This is a genomic window from Beduinella massiliensis, assembly GCF_900199405.1.
GTDB classification, from domain to species: domain Bacteria; phylum Bacillota; class Clostridia; order Christensenellales; family Aristaeellaceae; genus Beduinella; species Beduinella massiliensis.
The window spans coordinates 75513-98617 of record NZ_LT963430.1 but is presented as its reverse complement, the minus strand read 5'-3'; the positions used below and the strand labels follow the sequence as shown (position 1 = coordinate 98617).

General features: G+C 60.8%; 16 protein-coding genes and 1 other annotated feature. Of the genes, 11 read left to right on the top strand and 5 right to left on the bottom strand.

What is annotated here, in order from left to right; genetic code table 11:
- Window positions 1-13: 13 nt before the first annotated feature.
- From C1725_RS01295 to C1725_RS01285, 3 genes are all read left to right on the top strand, one after another.
- Complete coding sequence (locus C1725_RS01295) at window positions 14-1099, top strand: glycosyltransferase (protein WP_102409885.1); 1086 nt, start codon at window positions 14-16, stop codon at window positions 1097-1099.
- Window positions 1100-1159: 60 nt separating this feature from the next.
- Window positions 1160-2284 (top strand): CapA family protein, encoded by a 1125-nt coding sequence (locus C1725_RS01290; RefSeq protein ID WP_102409884.1) that lies wholly within the window; start codon window positions 1160-1162, stop codon window positions 2282-2284.
- Window positions 2285-2502: 218 nt separating this feature from the next.
- Complete coding sequence (locus tag C1725_RS01285; protein WP_346026222.1) at window positions 2503-3333, top strand: helix-turn-helix domain-containing protein; 831 nt, start codon at window positions 2503-2505, stop codon at window positions 3331-3333.
- Between the two features lie 336 nt (window positions 3334-3669).
- On the opposite strand, the gene C1725_RS01280 is transcribed toward C1725_RS01285, so the two are convergent.
- The 5 genes from C1725_RS01280 to C1725_RS01260 all read right to left on the bottom strand — a co-directional run bounded on the left by C1725_RS01280 (window position 3670) and on the right by C1725_RS01260 (window position 10941).
- The gene (locus tag C1725_RS01280; RefSeq protein WP_102409882.1) at window positions 3670-5064 is read right to left on the bottom strand and encodes a family 4 glycosyl hydrolase; all 1395 of its coding nucleotides are present in this window, start codon (window positions 5062-5064) and stop codon (window positions 3670-3672) included.
- 128 nt (window positions 5065-5192) lie between these two features.
- The gene (locus C1725_RS01275; protein ID WP_102409881.1) at window positions 5193-5966 is read right to left on the bottom strand and encodes an ATP-binding cassette domain-containing protein; all 774 of its coding nucleotides are present in this window, start codon (window positions 5964-5966) and stop codon (window positions 5193-5195) included.
- Window positions 5959-6843, bottom strand: coding sequence for an ABC transporter permease subunit (locus C1725_RS01270; protein ID WP_102409880.1), 885 nt, complete (start codon window positions 6841-6843; stop codon window positions 5959-5961). The genes C1725_RS01275 and C1725_RS01270 overlap by 8 nt, the downstream gene beginning before the upstream one ends.
- A 177-nt stretch (window positions 6844-7020) precedes the next feature.
- Complete coding sequence (locus C1725_RS01265) at window positions 7021-7995, bottom strand: ABC transporter substrate binding protein (RefSeq protein ID WP_102409879.1); 975 nt, start codon at window positions 7993-7995, stop codon at window positions 7021-7023.
- An 80-nt stretch (window positions 7996-8075) separates the two neighbouring features.
- Window positions 8076-8313, bottom strand: a binding site (T-box leader).
- A gap of 168 nt (window positions 8314-8481) precedes the next feature.
- Window positions 8482-10941, bottom strand: coding sequence for a glycogen/starch/alpha-glucan phosphorylase (locus C1725_RS01260; protein WP_346026221.1), 2460 nt, complete (start codon window positions 10939-10941; stop codon window positions 8482-8484).
- Between the two features lie 459 nt (window positions 10942-11400).
- Here C1725_RS01260 and addA point away from each other — a divergent pair, with 459 nt between their 5' ends.
- The 8 genes from addA to C1725_RS01220 all read left to right on the top strand — a co-directional run bounded on the left by addA (window position 11401) and on the right by C1725_RS01220 (window position 22961).
- On the top strand, window positions 11401-14877 hold the full coding sequence (gene addA / locus C1725_RS01255; protein ID WP_102409878.1) for a helicase-exonuclease AddAB subunit AddA: 3477 nt from the start codon (window positions 11401-11403) through the stop codon (window positions 14875-14877).
- 89 nt (window positions 14878-14966) lie between these two features.
- Complete coding sequence (locus C1725_RS01250; RefSeq protein WP_102409877.1) at window positions 14967-15770, top strand: histidinol-phosphatase HisJ family protein; 804 nt, start codon at window positions 14967-14969, stop codon at window positions 15768-15770.
- Window positions 15771-15773: 3 nt separating this feature from the next.
- On the top strand, window positions 15774-16073 hold the full coding sequence (locus C1725_RS01245) for a hypothetical protein (protein ID WP_102409876.1): 300 nt from the start codon (window positions 15774-15776) through the stop codon (window positions 16071-16073).
- Window positions 16074-16293: 220 nt separating this feature from the next.
- Window positions 16294-18477: a helix-turn-helix domain-containing protein gene (locus tag C1725_RS01240; RefSeq protein WP_346026220.1), complete on the top strand. Its 2184-nt coding sequence runs from the start codon at window positions 16294-16296 to the stop codon at window positions 18475-18477.
- 190 nt (window positions 18478-18667) lie between these two features.
- Entirely contained in the window at window positions 18668-20248 is a 1581-nt protein-coding gene (locus C1725_RS01235; protein ID WP_346026219.1) for an extracellular solute-binding protein, read from the top strand.
- Window positions 20249-20311: 63 nt separating this feature from the next.
- The gene (locus tag C1725_RS01230; protein WP_102409873.1) at window positions 20312-21241 is read left to right on the top strand and encodes an ABC transporter permease subunit; all 930 of its coding nucleotides are present in this window, start codon (window positions 20312-20314) and stop codon (window positions 21239-21241) included.
- Between the two features lie 13 nt (window positions 21242-21254).
- Window positions 21255-22142 (top strand): carbohydrate ABC transporter permease, encoded by an 888-nt coding sequence (locus tag C1725_RS01225; protein ID WP_346026218.1) that lies wholly within the window; start codon window positions 21255-21257, stop codon window positions 22140-22142.
- Window positions 22143-22172: 30 nt separating this feature from the next.
- Entirely contained in the window at window positions 22173-22961 is a 789-nt protein-coding gene (locus C1725_RS01220; RefSeq protein WP_346026217.1) for an MBL fold metallo-hydrolase, read from the top strand.
- Window positions 22962-23105 lie beyond the last annotated feature (144 nt).

Sequence of the window (23105 nt, the reverse complement as noted above, 5' to 3'; positions counted from 1 at the left end):
GAGGCACTCCCTGATGCCAACGGCAACAAAGAGCCGCTATCTGGTGCTCATCCCCGCGTACAAGCCGGATGAGCGCCTCGTCACCCTGGTAGAAACGCTGATCGTCCGTGGGCTGCACGTGCTGGTCGTGGACGACGGCGGCCAGGAAAAATTCCTGCACATTTTCACGCGCTGCGAGCAGGCGGGCGCGGCCGTCACGCGCCACGCAGTCAACATGGGCAAGGGACGCGCGCTCAAGACAGGTCTCAACGAAATCTTGCTACGCTACCCGGACGTCCTGGGCGTGGTCACCGCCGACGCGGACGGTCAGCACACGCCGGACGACATCGAAAGGGTCATCGCCGCGATGGCGGAGCATCCGCGCGCGCTCGTGCTCGGCTCCCGCGCCTTTACGGGCAATGTGCCCTTCAAGAGCCGCGCGGGCAATGCGATTACCCGCGTCGTGTATCACCTGGCGAGCGGCATCCGCGTACACGACACGCAGACGGGCCTTCGCGGCCTTCCCGCCGATTCCCTGTGCGCGATGGCGCGCATCGACGGCGAACGCTATGAGTACGAGATGAACGTGCTGCTCAAGCTGCGCGAGATGAACATGCCCGTCGTCGAGATTCCGATCGAGACGATCTACATCGACGACAACAAGGGCTCGCACTTCAACCCCGTGCGGGACGCCTGGCGCATCTATCGGGTCATCTTCCGCTTTATCTTTTCCTCCGCCGCGTCGTTCCTGATCGACTACGGCCTCTACCTGCTGCTCTATCCGATCTTCTTGCGCATGCTGCCGCCGGGCTGGGCGGTGGGGTGCAGCTACGGCGGGGCGCGCGTCGTCTCTTCGCTTTTCAACTACCACCTCAACAAGCACACGGTCTTCGGCGGGCTCGGCGGGCGCAGCGCGATCCTGCGCTATTACCTGCTCGCGGTCGTTCAGCTCGGCGTCGGCGCGGGCCTGACGGCGCTGCTCTCGAACGTCATATCCGCACGGTTCGCCAAGCTGCCCATCGACATCTGCCTGTTCTTCATCAGCTTTATCATTCAGCGGGATTTTGTTTTCAAAAATAAAGAAAAAAATGAATCCGCGAAGTCTTCTGCGAAGTCTTAAAGGGAGCAATGCGCTCCCTTTTTGCGTCTATTTAACAGAATCCGCCAGGAGGTTGTCTTTATGAAACGTGTCTTCGCCATCCTTTTCGCCTGCCTCTTCGCCTTCGCCCTTCCATCCTTCTGTTACGCCTCCGGCTTCGGCCTGCAATACATCGCCGGGGACGAGCTGCCGGAGGAGCCGGCGGACGGCGGCTTTTCGCCCTATGAGGAAGACGGCAGCATCCTCGTCACCATCAGCGCGACGGGCGACGTCACCATCGGCGGCGACGTGCGCAAGAGCGGAAAGAGCATCTTCGACAAGCAGCTCGCCAAGCAGGATGAGGACATCACCTTCCCCTTTCGGAACGTAAAAGACATTTTCAACGCCGACGACCTCACGATCGTCAACTTTGAGGGCACCCTGACCACCGCGCCTGTGGGCAAGGACAAGAAGAACAATTCCTTCGTCTTCTCCGCCCCGCCGGAATACGCGGCGATGTTCGAGGGCAGCGGCATCGAAGCCGTATCGCTGGAAAACAACCACGTGATGGACCACGGCGAGCAGGGCTATTCGGACACCTGCGAGGCGCTTCAGGGCGCGGGCGTGCTTTACAGCGGGCATCTGGGCTCCAGCGTCTTTACGACGGAAACGGGCATCAAGATCGGCATGCTCAGCTATCAGACGTTCAACGGCAAGTACCCGGAGATCTACGAAAACATGCCGAAGGACATTCAGACGCTTCGCGACGACGGCTGCCAAATCGTCATCGTGAGCTATCATTGGGGCGAGGAGAAGGACTACGCGCCCAACGAGCGCCAGGTCCCCCTTGGACGCGCGACCATCGACGCGGGCGCGGACCTCGTGCTGGGGCACCACAGCCACCGGATCAATCCCATCGAATACTACAAGGGCAAGTACATCTGCTATTCGCTGGGCAACTTTTCGTTCGCGGGCAACGAAAAGCCCTCCGATATGGACACCTACATCTTTCAGCAGCGCATCCGGGTGAGGCCCGACGGTACGGTAGAGGACGCGGGCATGCGCATCATTCCCTGCCGCATCAGCTCGATCCAGAAGTCCAACGACTTCATGCCGACCCCCTTCGAGGAGGGCGGCGAGGACGCCCTGCGCATCGCGAAAAAGCTGGTCGATCTGGGCAAGAAGCTGGACTACGCGCTGGACGAATACCCGCTCGCCTGGGAATGATCGTCCGGGTTGATTTTGCACAGGGTCGTCGAAAAAAATTCATGTCCAGAGGCCGCGCGGCTGCGCGGCCTTTTTGCCCGGTACGCTGCGAATATCGTCGCGCACGGCGGGCGGTCACCCATGTTCTGTCAGGTGCAACCGCTGGTTGACAATGTGCAAACGCCGCTTGGTAGCGCTTTTTCGCGCGATGTGCTATGCTTCTTTTCGAGGTGATTGTATTGTCTTTAGGCCAGAACCTTTACACGCTGCGCAAACAGCGCGGCTACTCGCAGGAATACATCGCGTCCGTCCTGGGCGTCTCGCGTCAGGCCGTCTCCAAGTGGGAGTCGGACGCCGCCTGCCCGGAGATGGAGAAGCTGCTGAGCCTGTGCGAGCTGCTCGGCGTCTCGCTGGACGAGCTGGTGCGCGGGCGCGCTCCTGACGCCGGAGAGGGGGCGCCCGAGGAAGCCCCCGACGCGGAGGGGGAAGCGGAGAAAATTGTCATCACGCTCCCCGCCGGGCGACGGGTCGTGCATTACGAAAGCAAGGCCCGCATCGGCAGCCTGCCCCTCGTGTGCGTGCACGCGGGGTTTGGCAAGAACCACCGCATCGCGCGGGGCGTGATCGCGGTCGGCCTCGTCTCGCAGGGCGTCGTTTCCATCGGCCTCGTTTCGATGGGGCTGCTTTCCATCGGTTTCGTCTCTCTGGGCCTGCTCGCCTTCGGCTTGCTCGCGCTGGGACTGGCCGTCGCCTGCGGCACCATTGCCCTGGGCACATTCGCGATGGGCGCCATCGCCCTGGGGTACGTGTCCTGGGGGGCGCTGAGCGCGGGCGTCTACTCTCTGGGCGCTGTCGCGGGCGGATCGCGCGTCGCCGTCGGTTACTACGCGGACGCGCCCGTAGCCATTGGGCGCATCGTAAACGGCCTGCACACGCTGGTGGACGAAGGCCCGGACCCGCGCAGCTTCCCATCCTCTACGTTTGACGGGGAGGCGGCGCGCGCGCTCATTCGAAGCGTGTACCCGGGCATTCCGGGTTGGGTCATGGCGCTGATCGCGGGGCTGTTATGATGGAAATGGGGGCGCGGCAAAAGCCGCGCCCCCATTTCAAACTGTTGACAAAGTATCGTCTTGTAAAAGGGGATGCATGAAGGGGAAGTTTCCCCTTCATGGGGAATCGTATCGACCGGCTTTGCCTGCTGCGCCCTGCCCCCTTCGGGCGCAGGGTACGGCGCTGCGGAGCGCTATGCGCTGCCGACGCGCCTAGACGCTTCGCGTCCTTGTCGGGCGGGGCGTTTTCCGTAGTCAAATGCGCAGCATTTGCGGAGGAAAACATCTCCCGTGACATTCGTGCAAAATGTTTATTCATCTTGCACGAGGCCATCGGCTTTGTCGATGGCCAGCATTTTACGCCCTCCAGGCCTCCGGCAGGTAGGTCAGGGTATTATGAATCATGTCGTCAAACAGCGCCCTGCCGTCCGCCAAGCCCACGCCGCCCATCTGCGGGTCGTTCATAAATACGTTAAACGCCAGCTCCCGGTCGCAGGAAAGCGCCGCCTTCACCGTCGCTTCCTGCCCCAGCACGTGGCGCATCACCAGCGCGTCGATGCCCGCCGGGATCGCGCCCGCGAGCGCGGGACTGATTTCGTCCCGCCTGAACAGCGCGTTCGTCTCCACCATCGCGCCCAGCGGCAGGTTTTCCACCTGCCCCCGGTTGGGGATGTTGACGTTTGAGACCAGGTCTCCAAGGCCGAGCAGCGCCTTGATGAGCATATGCCCTTCCTCGCCGGAGCCCTTCAGCTCCAGCGCCTCCTCGCCGCTGAGCAGCCGCGCCTGCCGGGCCAGCCGCCTTTTGAGATCTTCCTTTCGCCAGGCGACGTGGGTCAGCGAAAAGCCCCATGCACGCGCTGTCTCCGGGTTTTTCAGGTACCAAGGCGGCAAGAATTCGGCCAGGTGCCGGTCTCCCGCCGCGGCGATCAGCCCGTAGCGCAGGAACAGGTCGAACTTGACCTTGTGGCTGCAATCAAACGAGTTGTTCATCCAGTTGTCGTCCTTGCCCTTGACGAACCCGCTCTCGCGGTATTTCTGCGCAAACGTTCGATAGAGCGGGAACAGGTCGGTTCCCCGATAGGATGCGCTGGTGAGCCAGGTGAAGTGATTGATGCCGGTGACGCTGGTCTTGATTTCCTCGCGCCCGACGCCCGCGATGCCGCAGAGATCCTCGAGCATGGCGCACAAAAGCTTTTGCGTGCCGAACACCTCATGACAGCAGCCGAAGGCCTTGATTTCAGGGTACACGGCGTACAGCGTTCGGATACACGTGGTCATAGGATTGGTGTAATTGATGACCCAGGCATTCGGCGCGTAATCCCTGACCGCTCTTGCGATTTCCGCCATCATGGGCAGCGTGCGCAGGGCGCGCACGAGACCGCCTGGCCCTACCGTGTCCCCAACGGACTGGTACACGCCGACGCGCTCAGGCAGGTGAACGTCCGATTCCATTTCGTCGAACGTGCCCGGCAGGATAGAGATGACGACGAAGTCCGCGCCCGCCAGTGCCTCCTCCAGGGAACCGCTGACCTCATAGCTCCACCGGGACTTCGCCTCCGGATGCTCCGACAGCCTGCGCCCGATCCGCGCGTTTTTTTCGGCCGCCTCCCGGTCGATGTCGTAGAGCCGGACGGTGCCGCAAAGCTGTCCGTCGTTCGTGAGGTCTGTCATGAATCCCCACGCCCAACCCCTCGACCCGCCGCCCACATAGGCGATCTTCAAATCCTTCACACGGTTTTTTTCGTAAATCATATGCTTCCTCCCGAATTTTCAAGGGATAACCCAGATGCATTCATTATACAACTTTTAACATACAAAATCTCCGCACAAAAGCGGAGATTTTGTATAGAATTCCTATTAAAATGAAGCAGAGGCCCGCGTCAGTTGCCGCACTCAATGCTGATCTCGTTGAAAAGACCCAGCAGTGTGTCGGTAGTAACCTCCTGCTTTTCGGCGCCTGCCTTGTCGTAGACGACCTTGCCCTGGTGCATCATGAGCACCCGATCGCCGTACTCCACCGCGTAACGCAGGTTGTGCGTCACCATGATGGTGGTCAGCCGCTTTTCCGTCACGATCTTTCCGGTCAGCTGCATGATGGTCTCGGCGGTCTTGGGGTCGAGGGCCGCCGTATGCTCGTCGAGGATCAGGAAGTCGATCGGCGTCATCGTGCTCATCAAAAGCGCCATCGCCTGCCGCTGGCCGCCGGAGAGGCTGCCCACGCGTACGTTCAGCTTGTCCTCGAGCCCGAGGTTCAGGCGCGAAAGCTGATCCCGGTAAAACTCGACGCGTCGCTTGTCCGTCCCCCGGCGCAGGTTAAAGGGCTTGCCCTTGTTGTCCGCGAGCGCCATGTTTTCCAGAATGGTCATCGTCGGGCAGGTGCCCATGGCGGGGTTCTGATAGACGCGGCCCACGGTGCGGTGGCGGCGAAATTCGCTCATTCGCGCGATGTTTTTTCCGCCCACGAGCACCTGTCCCTCCTCGATGTCGATGGAGCCGCAGATGATGTTGAGCATGGAGGTCTTGCCGGAGCCGTTGGAGCCCACGACGGAGACGAACTGCCCGTCCGGCACGGCGAGGCTGAAGTCGTCGAACAGGCAGGTCTCGTTGACCGTGCCGGCCTGATAGATCTTCGTGATGTGTTTCAGCTCAAGCACGGGCCTTCACCTTCTTTCTCCTGATCTCGCCCAGCGCGAGGATGAGCAGGAAGAGCACGGCGGTGACGAGCTTCATGTCCTGCGGCGAAAGGCCGAGCGACAGGGCGAGCGCCACGCACGCCTTGTAGAGGATGGAGCCGACGATCACGGCCGTCGTCGCACGCATGAGGGTGAAGTTACGGAACACGTTGGTGCCGATGATGACGGAGGCAAGGCCGATGACGATCGCGCCCGTTCCCATCGAGATTTCAAAAAAGCGCTGGTACTGGCCCATGATGCAACCGGAGAGCGCGACAAAGGCGTTGGCGATGGCGAGTCCCTGAATTTTGACCATGCCCCCGTCCTTTGCAAGCGACGTCACGAGCGTCGGGTTGTCGCCGACCGCGCGCAGCAGGTAGCCCGCGCGCGTGCGCAGGAACCAGTCGAGGATCAGCTTGCACAGGATCACCAACGCGAGCAGGATCACAACGGGAGCATACGCGGCCAGCTCCTTGGGGAGCGCCGCGGTGAGATCGTTTTTGAAGAGCGTCGGCGAGCCGAAGATGGGCAGGTTGGCCTTTCCCTCCGCGATGCGCAGGTTGATCGAATAAAGGCCCGTCATCGTGATGATGCCCGAAAGCAGGTCGCGCACGTGGCACTTCACGTGGATGACGCCCGTGATCACGCCCGCCAGCGCCCCAGCCAGCGTCGCGACCGGCAGCGTCAGCAACGGATGCACGCCGTGCGAAATCAACACCGCCGTGACCGCCGCGCCGAGGGGAAAGCTGGAATCCACCGAAAGGTCGGGAAAGTCCAGAATTTTATAGGTGATGTACACGCCCAGCGCGAGGATCGCGTAAATCAGTCCCTGTTCAATCGTACCCAGCACAATACCCATCTTCGGGCCTCCTCGTCGGGCTTCCGCCCTTTCCCTGAAAATTCATCTGCCCGGCGCGCCGCTTTGAGGGGACGGCGCGATGACCTCGCCTCTGCGCGCGGGAACCCACCCCCGACGCGCAGGGATGGGATGCCCGGAAAATTTCCTCCCGCAGCGGTCTTTCGCCCGGAGATCGTCTTACAACTTGGAAACGTCGATAGCGCGCGCGGTCATATTCTCCGGAAGGGTGATGCCGACCGCAGCGAGTGCCTCGTAGTTTACGTAGAGGCTGCTGCCCGCGATGATTTCATACGGGATCTCTTCAGCCTTTGCCTCGCCCTTGAGCACCTTGGCGGCCATCGCGCCGGTCTGCTTGCCCAGTTCAAAGTACTCCAAGCCCTCGCTCGCCGCGCAGCCCAGTTTCACCTGCTCTACCTCGCTGCCGAAGACCGGCTTGCCCGCAGCGCCTGCCTTGTCCAGCAGCACGGCAAGAGATGAAACCACGGTGTTGTCCGTGAGGTTCGTGAGGCAGTCCACCTTCGGCAGCAGGGAGTCGAGCGCGAGCGGGATGTCCGCGGTGGCGCTGATGCCGGAAACGACGATTTCAAAGCCGTAGTTCGGGGCCAGCGCCTCGTATTCCTTGATCGCGCTCTCGCTGTTGACCTCGCTGGTGGAATAGAGGATGCCGATCTTTGCAGCGTCCGGCATGAGCGCGCGGATCATCTTGAGCTGCGCCTCGATCGGCAGCGTATCGCTGGTGCCCGTGGCGTTGCCGCTCGGCGTGCCGTCCGCAGCGGCCAGCATGGCCGCGACCGGATCGGTCACCGCAGTGTAAATCGTCGGAATCCCCGTGCCGTCCGCAGCGTTGAAGCAGGCTTGGGCGATCGGGGTGGCGATGGCGCAGATCAGATCGACCTTTTCGGACACGAACTGCTGGGCGATCTGGTTGGTGATGCCCATGTCCGCCTGTGCGTTCTGGTATTCGACCTTCAGGTTTTCACCTTCCACGATGCCGTTTTCCGCGAGCCCGGCCAGGAAGCCTTCGCGGCAGTTGTCCAAGGAGCCGTGTACGGCGAATTGAGCGATGCCGATGGTGTAGTTCTCCTCCGCGAGCGCAAGGCAGGCGGTCATCATCATCGCAAGGGCAGTCAGGACGCAAAGCAGCTTTTTCATGTGGGGGTTCCTCCATTCTCTTCTCGTCTTTCTCTTCTCGTCTGGGGTCCGATAAAAAAACGCCTCATGCTTTTATTAAAGCATGAGGCGGATTTTTCTATCCGTGGTACCACTCATATTGACCTTTCGGTCCACTCTGCGCGCACAAGCATGCGCTGCGACCTGATAACGGGTTCGCTCCCCCGTTCCTCCCTACTTCGTATTTCAGGAAGACCCTCGAAAAGCCCATTCCACGCTTCTATCATGCCGCGCTCTCACTCTCCGCGGCTCGCTTCGATGAATCGAGGGCGTGTACTCCTCTCTTCTTGGCGGTTTCATTTGAAGTTGTCTGTATTTTAGCGCAGGACGATCCGATTGTCAAGCAGAAAATATCGGGAAATATATTTTTTTGCCCGCACAAATCAGAATGTATGTTCGATTTCTTTGCACAGCTCCGGTTACTACAAAAAAAGCAAAGCGGAGTAACGCCGCTTTGCCGGAAAAGGTTTAATGCCTTTTGAGCGCCTTCAGATGCCAAATCTTGCTGTTGTACTCCTCAATCGTGCGGTCGGAGGAGAACACGCCGGAGCAGGCGGTGTTCGTAATCGCCATGCGCAGCCATTTCTCGCGGTTGAGGTAGTCGTCATTCAGGCGGCGCTGCGCCATCGAGTAGGAGCCGAAATCCTTGAGCACCAGATAGGGATCGGCCATGTTTCCGTACTCGCCGAACAGCAGCGCGTGATAGAGATCCTGAAAGACGATCGGGTTATCCGGGGTCAGGGAGCCGTCGATCATCATGGTGAGCGCCTTGCGGATCTCCTGGTTCGTCTCGAAAATCAGCGCGGAGTTATAGGTGCCCGCCGCGTACAGCGCCTCGACCTCGTGCGCGCGCATGCCGAAAATGTAGATGTTGTCGATGCCGACCTCGTCGTGAATCTCGACGTTGGCGCCGTCCATCGTGCCGATGGTCACCGCGCCGTTCATCATGAACTTCATGTTGCCCGTGCCCGAAGCCTCTTTGCTCGCGGTGGAAAGCTGCTCGGAGACCTCCGCCGCAGGCATCAGCATCTCGGCGGTGGAGACGTCGTAGTTTTCGAGGAAGACCACCTTGATCATCTTGCTCGCGCGCGGATGGCGTTCAATCAGCTGCGCCACGACGTTGATAAAGCGGATGATCTGTTTGGCGCGCGCGTAGCCGGGCGCCGCCTTGGCGCCGAAGATGAACGTGCGCGGGGCGATTTCGTAGCTCGGGTCCGCGTCGATGCGGTTGTAGAGCACCAGGATATGAATCGCGTTGAGCAGCTGGCGCTTGTACTCGTGCAGGCGCTTCACCTGTACGTCGAACATCGTCGCCGGATCGATCTTCACGCCTTGCTTGCGCTCCAGCCATTCGGAGAAGCGCACCTTATTCCCATACTTAACCTTTTCAAAGGCGTCGCGGAAAGCCGCGTCGTCCCGCAGAGGCAGCGCATTTCTGAGTTCAGCGATGTCGTGGCGCCATCCCGTCCCGATGCTTTCGTCCAACAGGCTCGACAGCCCGGGATTCGCCAGCATCAGCCAGCGGCGCGGAGTGATGCCGTTGGTGATGGCGGAGAATTTTTCAGGCATGACCGTATAGTAGTCATGGAACGTCTGCTCCTTGAGGATCTCGCCATGAAGCTGCGACACGCCGTTCACGCTGTGGCTGTACGCGATGCACAGGTTGGCCATATGCACCTGATCGTACGCCAGGATCGCCATACCGCCGATGCGGTCCCACTCGCCCGGGAAGCGCTCAAAAAGGCGGGCGCACAGGCGGCGGTTGAGCTCCTGCAGGATGGCGTAGATGCGCGGCAGCACGTCGCGCATCATGCTTTCGGGCCAGCGCTCCAGCGCTTCGGGCATGATGGTATGGTTCGTATAGGCGACGGAACGGATCGTCAAATCCTCCGCCTGCTCCCAGGAAAGGCCCTCCTCGTCCACGAGGATGCGCATGAGCTCCGGGATTACGAGGCCCGGATGCGTATCATTGATGTGGAAGGCGACCTTGTCCGGCAGGTGCGAAAGGTCCGGGCCGTAGGTGCGCTTATAATCCTTAATCGCGTATTGCAGCGTCGCGCTGGTGAAGAAGTAGTGCTGCTTGAGGCGCAGCATCTTGCCCTCGTAATGCTTGTCTTCCGGGTAGAGCACCTTGGAGATGACCTCCGCGAGCTCGCGTTCCTCCGCTGCGCGCGCAAAATCGCCGCGGCTGAAGGACGCCAGATCGATGCGCTGCGGCGAACGGGCGCTCCACATGCGCAGGCAGTCCACCACGTCGGAGTCATAACCGACGACCGGCATGTCGTAAGGCACGGCGATGACGGTCTTGTAATCCTTCAGCGTGGCGCGCAGCTGGCCGTTCACCCATTCTTCTTCGACCGTGCCGCCGAAGTGAATCTCCACCGCATCCTCAAGGGCGGGTATCTCCCAGGAGTTGCCGTATTCGAGCCAGCTGTCCGGCAGCTCGACCTGCTGCCCGTCGACGATGCGCTGGCGGAAGAGGCCGTATTCGTAGCGAATGGAACAACCCATCGCGGGCAGGTCCAACGTCGCCAGAGAGTCCATGAAGCAGGCGGCGAGGCGGCCCAGGCCGCCGTTGCCCAGCGCGGGCTCCGGCTCTTCCCGCAGCACATCCTCCATCTTGATGCCAAGATCCTTGAAGGCGGCCTTGTAATCCTCCGTTGCGCAGAGGTTGAGCATGTTGTTGTGCAGCCAGCGGCCTGTCAGGAACTCGATAGACAGGTAGTACAGGCGCTTCGCCTTTTCGTTCTTCCGGGCTTCCTTCTCAAAGCGCCACTTCTGCATGATCTGGTCGCGGACGGTCGAAGCGACCGCTTTGTAGACCTGCTTAGGCGTCGCCTCTTCCAGCGAGCAGCCGTCGTAGCGCTGCAGTTTGCCCAGGATGGAAGTCTTGATCGATTCCCTATTATATTCCGGCATGAGCGGCATGTAGGGTTCCTCCTCTTTTTGACCGGCGATGGACGCCGGAATGGATGGTCCGGCAGAATTCGCTTTCGCGCAAGTCCACCGGGCCTAATTTGTGCGTCGCGAATGTCCGCGACGCGCGGACGGGATCCGTCCGCCTGATTGCCCGGCACGTCATCGTCCGGGCGCTGAACGTTCCGCGGTCGGAACGCAATTTACGCACGTTCTATCATACCACAATCCACCAATTCAAGCAATAATATAACCAAATCTTTTCGCCCTATTCCAGCGCTTGTTTCACGTGAAACAATGCGGTCGTGGATGCCGAATTGCGATTTCCCCTTTTCAGCATACTATGCCTCTGCTCTGCAAACGGGAAACGCGGTCTCGATTCATTGTTTCACGTGAAACATCCGCATACCGTCTTGCAATGTTTCACGTGAAACAATACAATACGTACATCGGGTTTACGGAGGGATCGCCATGTGGACGAAGGAACAACAAAGCGCTATCGACGCGCGCGGCAGCAGCCTGCTGGTTGCCGCAGCCGCCGGTTCCGGCAAGACTGCCGTGCTGGTGGAGCGCATCCTCGCGCTCTGCCGCGAGGGCGGTTCCATCGACCGCATGCTGATCGTCACGTTTACCAACGCCGCGGCCGCGGAAATGCGCGCGCGCATCCTCGCCGCGTTCAGCAGCGCCGCAGACGCGGGCGACGAAGCGTTTGGCGCGCAGGCGGCGCTCGTGGAACGCGCAGACATCTGCACGCTTCACAAGTTCTGCATGACGGTCCTCCGGGCACACTTCCAGGCGGCTGGCGTCGATCCCTCCTTCCGTCTTGGAGACGAGAGCGCTGTGCAGCCGCTGCGCGAAGCCGCGCTTGCGGACGCCATCGACGCCTGCTACGAAAGCGGCGACGAGGACTTTCTCGCGCTCTCTGCCCGTATGACGGACGAGGAAATCGCCGCCGCTGCGGATACGCTGTACGACTTTTTGCTCTCACGCAGCGATCCCTGGCCCTGGCTCGACCAGGCAATCGCGGACAACCGCATGAGCGTTGAGGAGGTGGAGCGCTCGCCCGCCGCCGCCGCGCTGCTGGAAGAGGCGCGCGCCCAGCTCGCACAGTGCGAACGACTTTTGAATGCAGAACGCAAGGCAGCGATAGGTTCTCCCGCGCACGAGGCCGTCGCGGAACAGGACGCGCAAATCGTCGGGCAGCTTCAAGCGCACAGCGAAAAGGGCTACGGCCCCCTGCAACGGGCCTATCCCTCCCTCTCCTTCGCGCGTCTGCCCGTCGGCAAGGCCGCGAAGGCGCTGGATGACGACGCCCTCTGCGCCTTCCGCGAGGCGCGGGACGCGCTCAAGGAGATATTGCAAAAGAAGCTTTCCAAGCTGCTCGAATCCTCGCCAGAGGAGGCGGCGCAGGACATGGCCTGCATGGCGCCCGCGCTGTGCGGCCTGCGCACGCTGGTAAAGACCTATCATGCGCTCTTCACAGCGGCGAAGGCTGAACGAAATTTACTGGACTTTCACGATCTGGAGCATAAGGCGCTGCTCGCGCTCTCCGATGACGCGGTATCGCAGTCTCTGCGCGCGCATTACGACGCCATCTTCGTGGATGAATACCAGGATTCCAGTTCTATACAAGAGGCACTGCTCGCGCGCATCGCGCGCGCGGACAACCTTTTCTTTGTCGGCGACGTGAAGCAGAGCATCTATCGCTTCCGCCAGGCCGATCCGGGGCTGTTTCTGCAAAAGTACGCGCGTTTTTCGGACGAGGAAGGCGCGCCAGAGCGGCGAATTGACCTCAACCGCAACTTCCGCTCGCGCAAAAACATCCTCGAAGCGATCAACGCGGTCTTTTCCTATTGCATGCGCTCGAACGTCACCGAGATCGAGTACGACGAAAAAGCCCGCCTTTACCCCGGCCTGACCCACCCCGACAGCGACCCGCCGGTCGAGCTTCACCTCATCACGGAAGAGGACGCCGCGGAAACGGACGAGCCCGAAGACGAAGCGCCGGACGAGGACGCGCCGATCGAAGGCGTCGAGCAGGAGGCCTCGCTCGCCTGCGCGCGCATCAGGTCCCTGCTGGGTACGCCGCTGTGGGATGAAAAGCAGAGCGCCTTCCGACCTGTCACCTACCGCGACTTCGCCATCCTCCTGCGCTCCACCCGGCAGAGCGCCCCAAAGGTCGCGCGCCTGCTGCTTTCACAGGGTATCCCGGCGTTCTGCGATGCGGGCGAAGGCTATTTCGACATGCCGGAGGTGCGCATGATGCTCGACCTCCTGCGCGTCATCGACAACGCCGCGCAGGACGAACCGCTGCTGGCTGTCCTGCGCGGGCCTGCGGTGCGGCTGACGGACGAGGAGCTGGCCGAGGTTCGCATCGCGCAGCCGGAGGGAAGCTACTCCGACGCTGCCCGCGCCTATGCTAAGCAGGAAAACGCCCTCGGCAGGCGGCTTCTTGTGTTCTATGCGTCGCTTTCAAGGTGGCGTATGCTCGCGCGCTATCAGCCGCTTTCGCGCCTGATGCTGGGCCTCATGGACGAAACCGGCCTGTACGCGCGGGCCGGCGCGCTGCCCGGAGGGGCCGGACGGCGGGCCAACCTGCGTCTTCTCGTGCTGCGAGCGGAGGAATACGAATCCACTCAGGGCGGCGGGCTGTACGGCTTCCTGCGCCTTGCGGAGCACCTGCGGCGCAGCGAGGACAGCCGCACCGCCAAGACGCTCGGCGAAGGCGAAGACGTGGTGCGTATCCTGTCCATGCACAAGAGCAAGGGGCTGGAGTACCCCATCGTCATCGCGCTCGGCCTCGGCAAGCGCTTCAACGCCCGGAGCCTGAACGAGCGCATGCTGCTCCACCCGGAGCTGGGTATCGGCGTCAAGTGCATCGACCCGGAGCTTCGCGTCGTGCGCCCCACCCTCATGCAGGCGGCGATTCGCCTGCGGATGCAGCGGGAATCGTTGGCAGAAGAGACGCGCATCCTGTACGTCGCCATGACGCGCGCCCGCGACCGTCTGATCCTCGTGGGCCGGGCAAAGAACGCGCAAAAGCGCTTTGCAAAATGGGCTCAGCCGATGGATGCGCTCTCCGTGCGCGCCATCGCCACGCCGCTGGACATGCTGATGCCTCCCCTGGTTCATGCCGGAGCGGAGCTGCGGGCCTCGCAGACGCTTGAGACGAGCGACGCCGTCTGGCAGCTTTCCATCCACCGCGCGCCGCCTTCTTTGGAGAATGCGGGCGACAGCGCTATAAAGCTTCGCGAGTCCCTGTTTAAGCTGGAAGAGGCGGACGTCCCCCCCGGACCGGTCGCTCGGGCGCTTCGCTGGCGGCCGGATGTGGAGAATGCGGCGGCGCCGCCCGCAAAGACGAGCGTTTCCGCGCTCGTGCGTGCGCCGCACGTAAAAGAGGAGCTGCCTGAAATCGTCAGACGGCCGCTGTACATGGAGCAGCGCGCGTTCAGCGGCGCTCAGCGCGGAACGCTCTTCCATGCCGCCCTGCGCGCCATGGACCTTCCGCGCCTGCGCGCAGCGGGATCAAATGCCCTGACTGAGATCAGGCGCACGCTGGATGCGCTTTGCTCGGACGGCGTCTTCACGCCTGAAGAGCGCAAAGTTCTGCGCGAAAGCGATATTTTTACATTTTTTTCTAGTTCCATTGGGCAGCGGATGCTCCTGTCTCCCCGCGTGGAACGCGAATGGCCCTTCAACTGGCGCAGGGCGGACGACAAAGGGCGCGTCTCGCTCGTGCAGGGCGTCATCGACTGCTGCTTTATCGAAAAAGGAGAATGGGTTCTGCTGGATTATAAGACGGACAGCGCAGAGGACGCGGCACAGGTGCTATCGCGCTACCGCCCGCAGATCACGCTGTACGCGCAGGCGCTCGCGGAGATCACCGGCATCCCGGTGAAAGAGCGCGTGCTCTATCTGACGCAAAAAGGAAAGGCGTATGTCTGTTAAGCGCCCGCATGGCGGAGGATTTGCCCCTCGAACGTCGAATTGATGAAGGAGATCCCCATGAATGAACCACGACGGAGGAGGAACGCTCGATGTCTTGGGCAGACTACCATGTACACAGCGAGCACTCGCCGGACAGCACGGCGGAGCTCGAACTCATCTGCGACGCGGCACTCGCGAAGGATGTACGCGAGTTTTGCGTGACCGACCATATCGATCCCGGCCACCCCATCTGCGATCAGCCGCCCGTCTTCGACGCCTGGCTTGCGGACATTGCGCGCTGCCGGGAAGAATACCCCGGCCTCGTCATCCGCACGGGCCTGGAGATCGGCGACAACGCCGCCCTGCGCGAGGACATTCTTCGCATGATCGATCCCCTGCCGCTCGACTTCCGGCTCCTCTCCCTCCACCTCGTGGACGGGCTGGATCCCTACGACAGCGCCTTCTTCGAGGGACGCACGCAGGAGGAGGCCTATCGCCGCTATGTGGAGGTAAAGCTGGAGAGCGTGCTGCACTTTCGCGATTACGACGCGGTCGCGCACCTGGGCTACTGCGGCAAGTTCGCACCCTATCCGCCTGCCGTCCGCGCCCTGCGCTGGCGGCATGCGCCGGATCACATCGACATGCTGCTGCGCTTCCTGGCGCAAAACGGCAAGGCGCTGGAGATCAACACCTCCGGGCTCAAGCAGACCGACTCCCCCATCCCAGGCTGGGACATCCTGCGCCGCTTCGCAGAACTGGGCGGGGAGTTCGTGACGCTCGGTTCGGACGCGCACGCGCCGGAATATTTGGCCTATCGCTTCGACGACGCCCGCCGTATTGCCGTCTCCGCCGGGCTGAAGTGGGGCGTCACCTTCAAAAACCGCAAACCGACCCCCTATAAACTGGAGGAGTGATCGATGCGTAACAGCCGCAAGCGCCGTCTTCGCTATACAAACGAGGCCTCCATGCTGTGCCTCTCCCTGCTCAGCGCGGTGTCCGCCATCATCACCTGCGTCGCAGCCGTGCGCGGCTATCCGCGTCTCGGATGGCTCGTATGCATCACGCTGCTGCTGCTGTTCTTGAGCGCGGTCAACCGCCTGCGCATCCGTGCGGCGATCAAGACGCTAAAAAACGCGCACGCGGTGCGCAGGGTATCCCGGCGGGACAGGGGGAAGATCGTGGAATTTCCGGGCAAGGAAAGCGGCCGCGACAGGTGATCCCTACTTAGCTTTCTTCAAAGACCTTTCGCCACGCAGGTGTGCGAAGGGTCTTTTTTGTTTCGGGCCGTCCTTGCACATGATCTGATTCTCTCTATGTTGTCAATAGACAAGCTCTGTCTGCCTCAGGGGTCTTTTTCCCTATTTTTTGCTTGACTTGTGCAAAACAAGCCTCTATGATTTAGATGAAATGCGAAAAAAGTTTGGATGGAGGCAAGACATGAGGAAAAAGGTGACGGTACGATTCCAGATGTTCGCGACCTTGATGGCACTCTTTTTGATACCCACCTTTCTGTTTTGCCTGTTGGGCTATCACTGGGCGCGCATAAATATTGTCAAAAATGCGAAATCGACCTATCAGGCGGCCATGCAGAACACCGCTGAACGGCTGGAACGGGACATTGAGAACCGGAAGAACATCGTAACCCTCTTTAACAAGACGCTGCTGCTGCGAAAGCTGACGTACATGCAGGGTGAGACGGTGGACTACAGCCGGGTAAACGTGGATGACCTGCACGAATACAAGACCCAGCTCGTCTTTCACTGCGCGGGCAGTCCGATCTTTGATGAAATCGCCGTCTGCTTCCCGAAAAAGAACCTGGTCATCTCTTCCTTAGGACTCTGGAATCTCGATTGGTTCCTTCAGGACGAGTTTCACGTACAGGACGTCACCTCTGCGCAGTGGAAGGAGCTCTTTCGCGCGGGCGGCACGCTGTATGGAAAAAAGGTCCTTAACTTTGGCTACGCGAAGCAAGGCGTCGTCTGGGTGCAGCCGGGTGAAAACGGAACGCAGGGCGAACCGCTGATGACGGTGATCTTCTTTGCCGGTGCCGACACGCTGAAAGGGTATTTGGAGGATTTGGCGCTCTTTCCCGGCACTTCGGCGGCTCTCCTCGCGCCGGATGGGACACTTATTCAGGCACTCGAAGGCAACCTGCGGCGGGATGAGCTGCTCTCCGCCTGCCTGGAATGTTCTGAGGACGGCAAGGTCTTCCCGCTTGCGGGTGCGCCGTACGAACTGCTCCGGCTTCGCAGCGCTCCCTCCGGGTTCACGCTGTGCGCCCTGCTGCCGCGCGACGCGCTTTACGGCGAAGTACACGGCCTGATGTTTGCCATGGGTCTGATCCTGCTTGCGATGACCGCTATCGGACTGGCACTCTCCTGGGAACTCGCTGCGATCAACTACCGTCCCATGGAGCGTCTGCTCGCCACGCTTGGCGCGCGCTTTACCCGCGGCGCACCCACCCGCCAGGACATGGAAGGCGTGGAAAAGAAACTGCTGGACATCCTGCGCGAGCAGGAGAACCTGCAAAGCAGAATGGCGGAAAGCCGGGACATGCTGCAATACGCAGCGCTTTCGCACCTTCTGGAGGGGGACACGTCGTTTGGCTCTCTGTCTAAGGGGATGGCGCTGGAGCTGCTGGACCTGCCCATGCCTTACGACCGGTTTGCCGTCGCCGTATTGGTGAACGTCTCCGATCCCGCCAAGGTGCCCGACCGCCTTTCCGCGCTGCAGGAAGGGCGCGCGATCAAGTTTTACCCGCTCAGGCAGCGGGATCAATTCGTCGTGGTTCTGAATTGGCAGGGGGAATCGCTGGACGGGTTCGTCTACCATGCACTTGGATCCCTGTGCGCCTGCGCGTGCTTTTCCCGGGTTTGCGAGGGCGCGGACATGCTCGCGGAGGCGATGCGGGAAGCGCGGGAAGCTATGCTTCTGCGTCCGCTGGAGTCCTCTATCTGCTTCTATCAGGAAAACCGGCAGCCCGGGACGCTGTACTATCCGCCGGAGCTCGAAAAGGCGCTGCTCTCCGCGCTCCGTGAAGGAAATGCGGAAAAGACGCTCTCGCTGCTTGACGAGCTGCTCCAGATGAACCGTCGTGCCGACACGCGGGGCAAACTGCTCGTCGCCGTGGAATGGACAGCGATCAAGACGGACGACGGCAAGGGCTATCTTTCTCGCAGGCTCAAGGGACTTCCGCCTCAGGCTGCCATCGAGGCCCGCGTGGCCGGGACGCGCGAACTCCTAAAGCAGGCGGCCGCGTACCATCGGGAGCGCATCGAGCAGACGAAGAGCGCTTTCGCGGAGGAGATGCTTTCCCTGATCGACGAGCACATCACGGACGAACAGCTCAGCCTCAGCGTCCTCGCGGGCCGTCTTGGCGTCACGCCTACCTACCTGAGTCGTTACTTTAAGGAACAGTTCCACATGGGATATCTCGATTACGTCAACAAGAAGCGCATCCTGCTGGCTAAACGGATGTTAAACGAGACGCACCTGAGCATCAGGGAGGTCGCCGTCGCCTCCGGCTTCGGCAACGACGCGACGTTCCGCCGGGTATTTAAAAAGTACGAGGGCATGGCGCCGAGCCATGCGCAGCAGTCGGAAATCGGGGAAAAACCATAAGAAAACGACTTCGCGCAATTTTTGGACGCTCTGCCGTGCGTTTAAAAGGTCGATTTTTGTGCGCATTGCAATAACAAATACATTTACATGTGTGTTCTTCATCCTATAATAAGCGCAGAGCATGTGGAACGGCGCGCAGTTCCGCATGAAGTGGAAACCGGACCCCAACCACGAAAAAGGAGAGATCCACATGAAAAAGGAATTGTGTCTGTTCCTCGCGCTGCTGCTCTTCCTGCCTTCCTTATCGCTCGCGGCCAACGAACCCATCGAGCTGCCGATCGGCGACTACGATACGGATAAGCTGACGGTGGCGGTTTACGACAACTACTACGCGGCCGCCAGCTATGCGGATCCCCTGCCCGTGCTGGAGTGGGTGGAAAAACGTACGGGCATCCAGATCGACTGGGATGTGACGGTGCCCAGCCAATACGACGAGATCATGCGCGTGCGCCTGGCGGCCGGGCAGGACCTGCCGGACATCGTGCAGGTGCCGGGCGGGCTAAAGGAAGTGTACAAGTATGCCCAGCAGGGAATCCTCCTCCCGCTGGACGATCTCATCCGCGAATACGCGCCCAACCTCGCCAAGCTGATCTGGGAGGACATGCCGGAACTGGGGCGCATCTACACCGCCCCGGACGGCCACATCTACCATATCGCCCAGAACTACGACGGCGGCAACAAGGTAGAGGTCAAGGGGCTGCTCCTGCGCACCGACTGGCTGGACACCCTGGGGCTCGAACAGCCGGTGACGGCGGACGACTGGTATCATGTGCTCAAGGCCTTTAAAGAGGGCGATCCCAACGGCAACGGCCTGGCCGACGAGATCCCGATGACCGCGTTCAGCACCGGCAACGGCCTGGAGGAATACGGCTATCTCGCCACCGCATTCAACCTGGCGGCGCCCGTCACCAAGTACATCGACGTGGATGGGGTGGCCGTCAACCAATACGAGCAGCCCGGCTTCAAGGACTTCCTCTCCTTCCTCAACAAGCTCTACAGCGAAGGATTGCTCGACCCGCAGTACTCCACCGGAGACGAAGCGAAGCTGGACGCAATGTGCGCAAAGGACATCGTGGGGGCGAGCGCGCATTACGCCACGAAGACGGATCTCTGGGCGGGCACCGCGGCCAAGGCGGGCAATCCCAACAGCGCAAAGGCGGAGTACCATCTCATGCTCTCTCCGGCCAATCCGGACGGCAGCATCCGCATCATCAGCCGCGCGCTCACAGGCTTCTGCTACGGCATCACGCGTGATTGCAAGGACCCGATCAAGGCCATCAAGTGGCTCGACTACATCTACGGCTCCGACGAGGGACGCGATACGCTGCTGTACGGTCTGGAGGGGCTGACCTACACGCTGGACGCTGACGGAAACAAGGTCTGGATGGACAACATCGCAAACAATCCCGACGGCCTGAGCATCGCCACCGCGCTGCGCTCCGTCGGCGCGTTCCCGGCGCAGTTTACAAACCGCACGGTCGAATTTTATAAGATGATCGTCTCCAAGTCCGCCGCCGAAGAGGGGGAAATCTTGCAGAAATATATGATCCAGCCTTTCCCGCAGGTGATGGGCCTAGAGGACGAACTGGACCGTATCGCGTCTCTGAATGCGGACATCGAAACCTATGAAAACGAGATGATTCAAAAATTCGTCATGGGGCAGGTGCCGCTGACGGAATTCGATACCTTCATTCAAACGGTCAAGGCCATGGGCGGAGACGAGCTGACGCAGATCTATCAGGATCAGTTGGATCGTTATTATCAGAAGTAATCTCCAGCGCACGGCGGGGAGCGGAGCTTCCCGCCGCGCGCCGACAGAAACGAGGCGGCCCGCATGGTTACGACAAAACCGATTCGCAAAACGAGCCTACGGCACAAGTGCAGGCAGAGCAAATACCTGCTGCTACTCGCGCTTCCCGGCATCGTCTACTACTTCCTGTTTCATTACGCCCCCATGTACGGGGTCATCATCGCCTTTAAGAACTACAAGGGTGGCGCCAGCATGATGCAGGCGCCTTGGGTCGGCCTGAAGTGGTTCGAGGAATTTTTCGGTTCCATTTACTTTGGACGGCTGCTGCGCAATACGCTGCTCATCAGCCTGTATAACCTCGTCTTCGGCTTCCCGCTGCCCATTTTGTTTGCGCTCGTCCTCCACGAGACACAAAACCGGATGTTCAAACGCGTCGTGCAGACGGTTTCGTACCTGCCGCACTTCATCTCGGTCGTCGTGGTCGTGGGCATGCTGCAAACCATGCTCTCCACGACCGACGGCGTCGTCAACAACCTGATCCGTGCAAGCGGGGGCAACGTCATCAACTTCTTCGGATCCAATCAATGGTTCCGTCCGCTGTACGTCGGATCGGGCATCTGGCAAAGCTTTGGATGGAATTCCATCATCTACCTTGCCGCCCTCACGAACGCGGATCCGACGCTGTACGAGGCGGCGCGCATCGACGGCGCGAACCGCTGGCAGCAGACGCTTCACGTCTCCCTCCCCTGCATCCTGCCTACGATGGTCATCCTGCTCATCATGCAGCTCGGCCGTACGATGTCCGTCGGCTACGAGAAGATCATCCTGATGTACCAGCCCGCCACATACGAGGTAGCCGACGTCATCTCCACCTACGTCTACAGACGGGGCATTGTAAACGGCCAGTTCAGCTTCGCGACGGCGGTAGGCCTTTTCAATTCGCTCATCAATATGGTGCTGCTGGTGTCGGTCAATGCCGTCAGCCGCCGCTTGGGCGACGTCAGCTTATGGTAAGGAGGGCTGCGCATTGAAAACCGTAAAACTCAGGCGTGCGCCGGGCGCGGTGCTGGGCGACGTGCTGATCTATGGCGTCGGCATTCTGGCCGTCATCGTCACGCTCGTGCCGTTCCTTCACGTGATCGCCATGTCGATGAGCGATCCGCTGCTCGTGGCCAGGCAGGAAGTCTTCCTCCTGCCCAAGCAGATCCAGTGGGACGCCTATCGATTGGTGCTGGAAAACAAGGTGTTCTGGAGCAACTACGGCAACACGATCTGGATCGTCTTCTTCGGTACGGCGGTCAACATCGCACTGACCGTCGCGCTGGCCTACGCGCTGTCGCGAAGAGAGTTTTTTCTGCGCCGCACGCTCATGATCCTTGTGACGTTCACCATGTTCTTTTCCGGCGGGCTCATCCCCCTCTTCCTCATGGTGAGCAGGCTGGGCCTCTACAACTCCCGCTGGGCGGTCATCCTGCCCTACGCCATCTCCACCTACAACCTGATCGTCTGCCGCTCCTTTTTTGAAGGGATTCCGGAGAGCCTGATGGAATCGGCCAGGCTGGACGGCGCAAACGACCTGCGCATTCTTTTTTCCATCGTTCTGCCGCTGTCGGGAGCAATCGTCGCGGTGCTCGTCCTCTTCTACGCGGTAGGCCATTGGAACAGCTATTTTCCCGCGATGCTCTTCATCTCCAAACCCGCCCTGCAGCCGGTTCAGGTATACCTCATTCGTGTGCTCATTCAAAACTCCGAGGCGCTCGCTGAGGAAGGTTCGGCCGGTTACTCGCGCGCGCTGGTGGTGGAACAGCTCAAGTACGCGGTCATCATCGTGACCATCCTGCCCATCGTCGTGCTCTATCCGTTCCTGCAAAAGTATTTTGTACAGGGCGTCATGATCGGCGCCATCAAGGGATGACATGCTTGCCGCCCTGAAAGGATGATTCGTATGGAAGACAGACCTTTTCTCCGCGTTCTGGGCTCCGCCGACTGGCTACAGTCGCCCGGCAACGACGGTTCCTGCTACTCCCTCAGCGACCGTATCTTGATCGACACGGGCAGCGCCGCCGGCCTGACCCTGATCGACGAAGGAATCGATCCGGTGCAGCTCGACACCATCTGCTTTACCCACATGCACGCGGATCACTGCATCGGTCTGCTCCAGCTCCTGCTGTACTGGCGCATCAAGCGCTGTTCTTTGGAGGAGCTGACGATCGCCGGGCCCGCGCCCAGCGTGCGCATGCAATTCCAGCGGGCCTTTGAATACGTGTTCCACGACGCGCACGATGTGACGCAGGAGCTGCGGGGCATGCCGCGCATTTTAGAGCTCCACGACGGCGATTCGTTCAGCACGCCGCAGTACGACGTACAGGTCATCGATTCCGATCATGCCTGCCCCGGCCTGTGTTATCGTTTCACCCACAAAGGCACGGAACACTCGGCCTGCTTTTCCGGCGACACGCGCTATCGCGAGGCGTTCGGCTCTTTCTTCTCGGACGCCGAACTGCTCGTGTACGAAGCCTCCTTTGGCGCGGGACCCATTGCGCCGGAATCAAATGCGGTCTGTAAGCATTCCAGCGCACAGGAAGCGGCGCGCGTGGCGCGCGAAGCCGGTGCGAAACGCCTTTTATTGACGCATACGTATGAGCCCAAGCGCGAAGCGGCCCTGGCAGCCGCGCGCGCGCAGCTCTCCATCCCCGTAGACTGGGCGATGCCGCGGACGGTATTTCCGTTTTAGTTTTAAAAGAAGTACCCCTCTTTGCGGCAGAGCTTGTGAAGCAGCCAACGTTTTGTGTTCTGCCGGCTCGTTCACCTGCCTGTCAGGTCTGAAAACGGGGACAAGCCGCCCATGGGCTGCCATTCCTCCCCGATGAGAGGGTCG